The sequence below is a fragment of the Aerosakkonema funiforme FACHB-1375 genome (assembly GCF_014696265.1).
Classification (GTDB): domain Bacteria; phylum Cyanobacteriota; class Cyanobacteriia; order Cyanobacteriales; family Aerosakkonemataceae; genus Aerosakkonema; species Aerosakkonema funiforme_A.
Map to the genome: position 1 here is coordinate 49,326 of NZ_JACJPW010000054.1, position 6,538 is coordinate 55,863.

The 6,538-nt window shown below is 43.2% G+C and carries 1 protein-coding gene and 2 pseudogenes; all 3 read left to right on the top strand.

Going from position 1 to position 6,538, the window contains the following annotated elements; translation table 11 throughout:
- Window positions 1-555 (top strand): annotated as a pseudogene (locus H6G03_RS39815) (pentapeptide repeat-containing protein); the annotation flags it as partial.
- Between the two features lie 546 nt (window positions 556-1,101).
- Window positions 1,102-1,431, top strand: a pseudogene (locus H6G03_RS39820) (pentapeptide repeat-containing protein); the annotation flags it as partial.
- Between the two features lie 39 nt (window positions 1,432-1,470).
- Window positions 1,471-6,297 carry an nSTAND1 domain-containing NTPase gene (locus H6G03_RS20705; protein WP_190467679.1) on the top strand — a complete coding sequence of 1,609 codons (4,827 nt, stop codon included), beginning with the start codon at window positions 1,471-1,473 and terminating at the stop codon, window positions 6,295-6,297.
- Window positions 6,298-6,538 lie beyond the last annotated feature (241 nt).

A 6,538-nucleotide genomic window follows, 5' to 3' on the forward strand; every position in this document is an offset into this window, starting at 1 on the left:
ATGGGTGTTCTGGCTGGAGTTAGTCCTATTTATAAAGCAACAGTTTGGGACTGGACTCTAACGATTACCATCACTATCGTCTTGCAAGTGTTAAGCAATTACGTTGGCTTACAGGCGATCGCTGGCAATGAAAAATACTCGCTCATTCGGGCTATTGCCGTCAACCTGGCTACAAGCAAAGGAACAAGTTTTAGAGAAGCAGACTTAACGGATACTAACTTCACTCAAGCCATTCTTAAAAACACTGACTTCAGAAAAGCAAGGCTCACACGAGTCTGCTGGTTTCAAGCAAAGCAGCTTGAGCAAGCTCGAATTGAAGGAACATATTTGGAAATACCTCAAGTCAGATTGTTGGTAGTTCTAAAGAATGGTCAAGATAGAAGTTTTGACTATCTAAACCTGCGGGGTCTCAATCTACAAGGTGCGAACTTAGCAGGCGCTAGTTTCATTGGTGCAGATCTGAGCGAAACAACGCTGAGAGACACAAATTTATCGAGAGCTAAGCTCGTTCAGACACAACTATACCGTAGCGATCTAACCTATGCGTGTCTGACCGGAGCTTATATCCAAAATTGGGCAATCTCAACAGATACTTCGTTTGATGCGGTGAAATGTGATTTCATCTATATGCAACTACCAACGAGAGACGATCCCGATCCCTGTCGAAAACCCGATAATAAGAACGAGAATTTCAAAGCAGGAGATTTTGCTGACTTCATTGCTCCTATTATCAAAACTCTCAATCTCTACCATCGTCAAAACGTTGACCCCCGTCGCATCGTCGGAGTCTTCAGAACCCTGGATCTGTATCACCATGAAAGCATCGATCCAAGTGTTGCAGCGATCGCTCTCAAACAATTAGCCGAACAATACCCTGAAGCAGGACTAAAGGTTGTGGCATTAGAGGGGCGAGGTGAAGAAAAGATTCGGTTCCAAGCAAGAGTCACAGGGGACACCGATCGCTCCAGACTCAGTGCTGAGTATTTTGAGAAATACCAGGAGATTGGCTCTTTGTCTTATGGTGACCTGCAATCTCTGCTAGCTGCGATGGCAGAAAAAGATGAACGAATCCGCAGTCTGGAAAATATGGTAATGACTGCGATGAAAAGCGACAAATTTTATGTAGAAACTTATTACGCTTTTGGTGACAGTAACGACGAAGACCAAACTGTTAAAAAAATTCTGATTCTCACCGCTAATCCTCAAAATATAGATAAACGTCGTTTAGATGCAGAAGTTCGTGAAATTCAAACGGGTTTAGAGCGAGCAAAAAAACGAGATCGATTTGAAATCATCTCGAAATGGGCTGTACGCCCTGACGATCTCCGACGTGCTTTACTGGATTATGAGCCACAAATTGTTCACTTCTCTGGCTATGGGGCAGCTACCGAGGGACTAGCTCTAGAGAACGAGTTAGGGCAGATGCAGATGTTTATATAACTCAATTTTAGATTACAAAAATTTACAATTATGGCAGTAACCTTTCGCAATCTAGCAGTTGTTATTGGCATCAATACCTACCGACCTGAAAACGGTATTAAGCCACTTGGTACAGCCGTTAACGATGCTAGAGCGATCGCTCAACTCCTCAAAGACGAATATAAGTATTCCCAAATTTGGGAGTTATATGACGAGCAGGCAACCTATGAGGCGATTAAAACACTGCTGAATGAGACCTTGCCCAAGGAAGTAAGAAAGAGCGATCGCCTGCTGTTTTATTTTGCTGGGCATGGCATAACTCGCAAAGGAAAAGATGGTAGCCCAGCCGGATATCTCATTCCCCAGAATGCTAAAGTCAATCTCCAGAATGCTGAAAATGACCAATCCGAAAACTTTCTGCCCATGCAGGAGCTTTATGATGCTTTTAAAACCATCAACTGTCATCATTTACTCGTAATTTTAGATTGTTGCTATGCGGGAATGTTTCGTTGGGCTACCCGCAAGCTAGGCTCTGCTTACGAACGCATTCACCAAGAACATTATGCTCGCTTCATCCGTTATCCTGCTTGGCAAGTGATAGCATCTGCTGCCCACGATCAAGAAGCATTAGATTTAGTGACAGATGAACGGGGAGCCGTCCCAGGCACAAATCATTCTCCCTTTGCCTTAGCATTACTCGAAGGATTAGGGCATACAGATGAAAAACTCAATGCCGACTTAACTGGAGATGGAGTTATTACTACACCGGAACTCTATTTTTATGTAGATAAAGAGGTTAACCGGAGTACAGGTGAACGGCAAACCCCAGGCTTTTGGTCATTACGGCATGAATTTGATCGAGGCGAGTTTATTTTCGTTAAACCAGGATTTGACCCGAAAAAGAATCTCACTCCTGCACCACCTCTAAATGCTAGTAATAATCCCTATCGTGGGTTAGAGTCGTTTGAAGAAAGGCACGCCCGCTTCTTTTTTGGTCGTACAGCACTGGTGGAGGAACTGAGCGATCGCCTTTCCAAGCCCGGTCGTTCTCTCACCATTGTTTTAGGGGTTTCAGGTTCGGGTAAATCCAGTCTAGTCAAAGCGGGACTAATTCCTTACTTACGAAACAAGCAGGAAAAAGATCCACAAGCACAAAAGTGGTACATTCTCGATCCTATGCGTCCTAGTGAGTCTCCCTTCACAGCTTTGGCACGGGTAATCTTACCGCTTGAAGATGCTAACTTGCTATCCCAACTCAACCAAATTAAAGGTATTGATGAGGTATTTAAACCAAAGATAGAATTAAAGCAAAACAGCGATCTCTCTCAGGAAGCTCAACAGAACCAGAGTAATTCAGAAAAAACAGACGCAGCTTTTCCGAAATTAGCAGACTCTTGGAATAACTCTACTCCAGAAGCAAAACTATTGTTGATTGTGGATTATTTCAATCAACTGCAAGAAATATGTCCTTCTGAAGAATTAACTAATTTAGAAAATACCATTCAAAAAAGGGTAGCTAGGTTAGCTAGTGATTTACAAAAAGACCCTCGCTATTTAACTCAGGTAATTGCAAGCTGGAGTCAAATTAATCCTAATATCAAGCTGCTACTGATAATTGACCAGTTTGAAGAATTGATTACGATGGCTCAAGAACATCAAGGAAAAAGTGATTCTGACCAGAAGGAGTGGCAGCAATTCCTATCCATGCTCACAATTACTTTAGCAAGCCATCGTCATCGATTGCATATCGTGGCAACACTGCGATCTGATTTTGAACCGCGATTTTTGGATTCGCCATTGAAGGCACATTGGAGAAAGGGACGGTTTCCAGTTCGAGCGATGAATTCCGATGAGTTACGAGAGGCGATCGAACAGCCTGCACGGAAACAAGCCCTATACTTTGAACCACCGGATTTAGTGGGAAGACTCATTGATGAAGTGGGACAGATGCCAGGAGCCTTGCCATTGCTCTCATTTACTCTCAGTGAACTCTACATCAAACTGATTAAGCGGTGGATAGATCCAAACAGTAGCGATCGCGCTTTGCGAATCGAAGACTATAACGAACTCGGCGGAGTGGCAGGAGCGTTAACCCGTCGGGCAACAGAGGAGTATGACAATCTCGTTAGAGAGTTTGGCGAAGCGTTGGGCAAGGCACACCAAGCCACGATGCAACGGGTGATGCTGCGAATGGTGGCGATCGAGGGGGGAGGAGTTGCACGACGACGCGTGCCAGAGTCTGAACTGGTGTATCCCGATTCGGAAGAGAACAAGCGTGTGACACAGGTGGGCGTTCGGCTGGTCAAAGCTCGTTTGCTGGTGAAGGGACAGGAGACAGGAGAACCCTACGTCGAACCTGCCCACGATTTCCTAGTACGCGGCTGGGACAAACTTCAGGAATGGATCAAGCAGAGCCAGGGGGATTTGGCACTGCAACAACGTTTAACGCCTGCTGCTAATGATTGGTCAACAGGAAAAGGTGGTCTTTGGACTAGAGAAGTTGATCGTCTGGCTTGGTTAGAAAAAGTACTTGAATCGCCTAATAATAACTGGCTCAACAAACTAGAAACAGAATTTGTAAAACAAAGCAAGAAACAACGACTCGATGAACTGAAAGAAGCTGAAGAGCGACGTAAGTTAGCAGTATCTCGCCAGTTAGCTGCTCAAGCCGAGCTGGCACGAAATCAGCTAGTTAAACTGTTACCTCGCAGTCTTCTCCTTGCTATAGAATCTATACGCCTATCTCCTTCCTTGGAAGCTGATAACACCCTGCGTAGTGGTTTAAGTTTGCTCCCGCGCCGTATCACTCAGATATCCCATCAAGTTGATGCTGTTGCCTTTAGCCCAAACGGACAATACCTGGCTATGGTAACTATAGAATCGGGGAAAACGACTGACATTAGCCAACATGAGCAATACTTACCTGTAGTAACTATAGAGTCAGGGGAAATAGAATCGGGGAAAACGACACAGGTACAAGTATATAAAGTAAATACAGGTGAACAAGTTACTACACTCAACAAATATACCAATATATCTGGAGTAGTTACCAAACAAGCTATTGCCTTCAGTCCACCAGATGAGAAGTACTTAGTTACAGTTACAGTCAGTTCTAATTCAGACGACATCTCCCGTCTACAGGTTTGGGAAGTAGCTACAGGTAATGAAGTTACTAACATACCTAACCTTGATGTTGCATATCATCCCTATATAAGCCAAAGCAATTTGTTCGCCAAGACTGCCTTCAGCCCTGATGGTAAATTTATAGCTACAGTATGTTTGGACGAAAACACGCAGCTAGTCAGAGTATGGGAAATAGCGACGGCTAGAGAAGAGGTTAGTATTCTACAAAAAGATAGGATAGATGCCCTTGCATTTAGTTCAAATGGAAAAGACTTGTACCTAGCTGGAACAAATTCTGAAAATCCTGCACAGATACGAATTTGGGAAGCAAAAACTAGCAAAGATGTAATTCGTATAACAGGCGGTACAAGCTACAATGAAAGCTTCGGAATCCTTGGCTTTAGTCCTGATGGAAAATACATAGCCGCATCTGCTGGGAGCATACTACAAGTATGGGATGTGTCCACTACCAGGGAAGTAGCTCGACTGTCCGAATTCAATGAAATGCGGGTGAGGGCTGTTGCTTTTAGCCCTGATGGAAAATACTTGACCACTTTAAGTGGCAATACAAAAAATTTTGAAGCATTGACCAATCCCTATATTGTGCAAGTATGGGAAGTAAATTCTGGTAAAGAAATAGCTCGTGTGCCTCATCATAGTTTCTGCGAAAGAAATTTGGCTTGTAGCTCGCATGGGAGATATTTAGCTACAGGTAATACAGAAGGGATACAAGTATGGGAGATAACTAGGGGTAATGATAACGCTCCGATGGCTAGTATACCATGTAGTAACTCTAGCTCTATTATTGCCTTAAGTCCTGATGGGAAATATCTTGCGACAACAAACTACAACGAAGCTAAAGCCGAAGCCGAAGGTATTGCCCCAGTCGATACTGAAGAGATACAGATTTGGGAAACTGCAACTGGTAATCAAGTAGCTAGCATACCACAAGAGATTTTGGGGCTAAATCCAGGAACTATTGCTTTGAGTTTAGATGCCAAATATATAGCTGCTGCCAATCGAGAGGAAAACACACAATTGAAAGTGTGGGAAGTGGCTACTAAAAAGCAATTAGAAAGCATACATCAAAAGGGAGAGGTGAAGGCAATAGTCTTTAGCCCGAATGGAAAATACCTAAATCTCACTGTCGTATGTACAGATTATGCAGAAGGATTAGGTAATTTTTTCCGAGTTTCGGAAAGCGCTAATAGCAAAGAATTGGTCAATATACCTAATAATACCTTTGATGATCCCCTATTCCAGAAATTTGCCTTAAATTTGGATGGAAAATATTTAGCAATATCAGGTAAAGATGTAACTACAGAACGTTCAAGATCCCTGGATTTAGTCAGGGTTTTGGAAGTGAGTACTGGTCAAGAAGTTGGGCGTATTAGTTTTGAAAACTTTTACAGAATAGATTCAATAGCTCTTAGTTCAGATGGGCAATACTTGGCAATGATAGGTGTAGAGGATACAGATGAACGTCCAATGTATATCTGGGAGGTGAAGACTGGTAGACCAAGGGTACGAATCACATCCGATTGGCACTTTGGAGATCGGCACTTTGGAAATGTTGCACTTAGTCAAAGATATCTGGCATTACAGGTTTCCGATACTGTACATATTTTTCTTTGGCGACCAGAGGATCTAACCAACGAAGCTTGCGCCCGCCTCAACCGCAATTTGACCCAGCAGGAATGGCGACAATTCTTTCCAGATGAACCTTATCGAAAGACTTGCCCCAACTTACCGTGAAAATTCGACTTTATCTGCCTGAAGCGTTATGGCAGTAATACGATGCTGGACACTGGATTATACAAGCACTCGAAAAGGAGATCGCACTCATAAATCACCAGATGCTCTGATATACACGATTAAGGACATTTCATTAGAGATCTCCAACATATAAACTAAACTGCGATCGCCAATGGTAAAATAGAGTTTTACCTTCCCCAAAATGAGTCAACTGAGAGAGTACATAGAGAAGCATCCATCA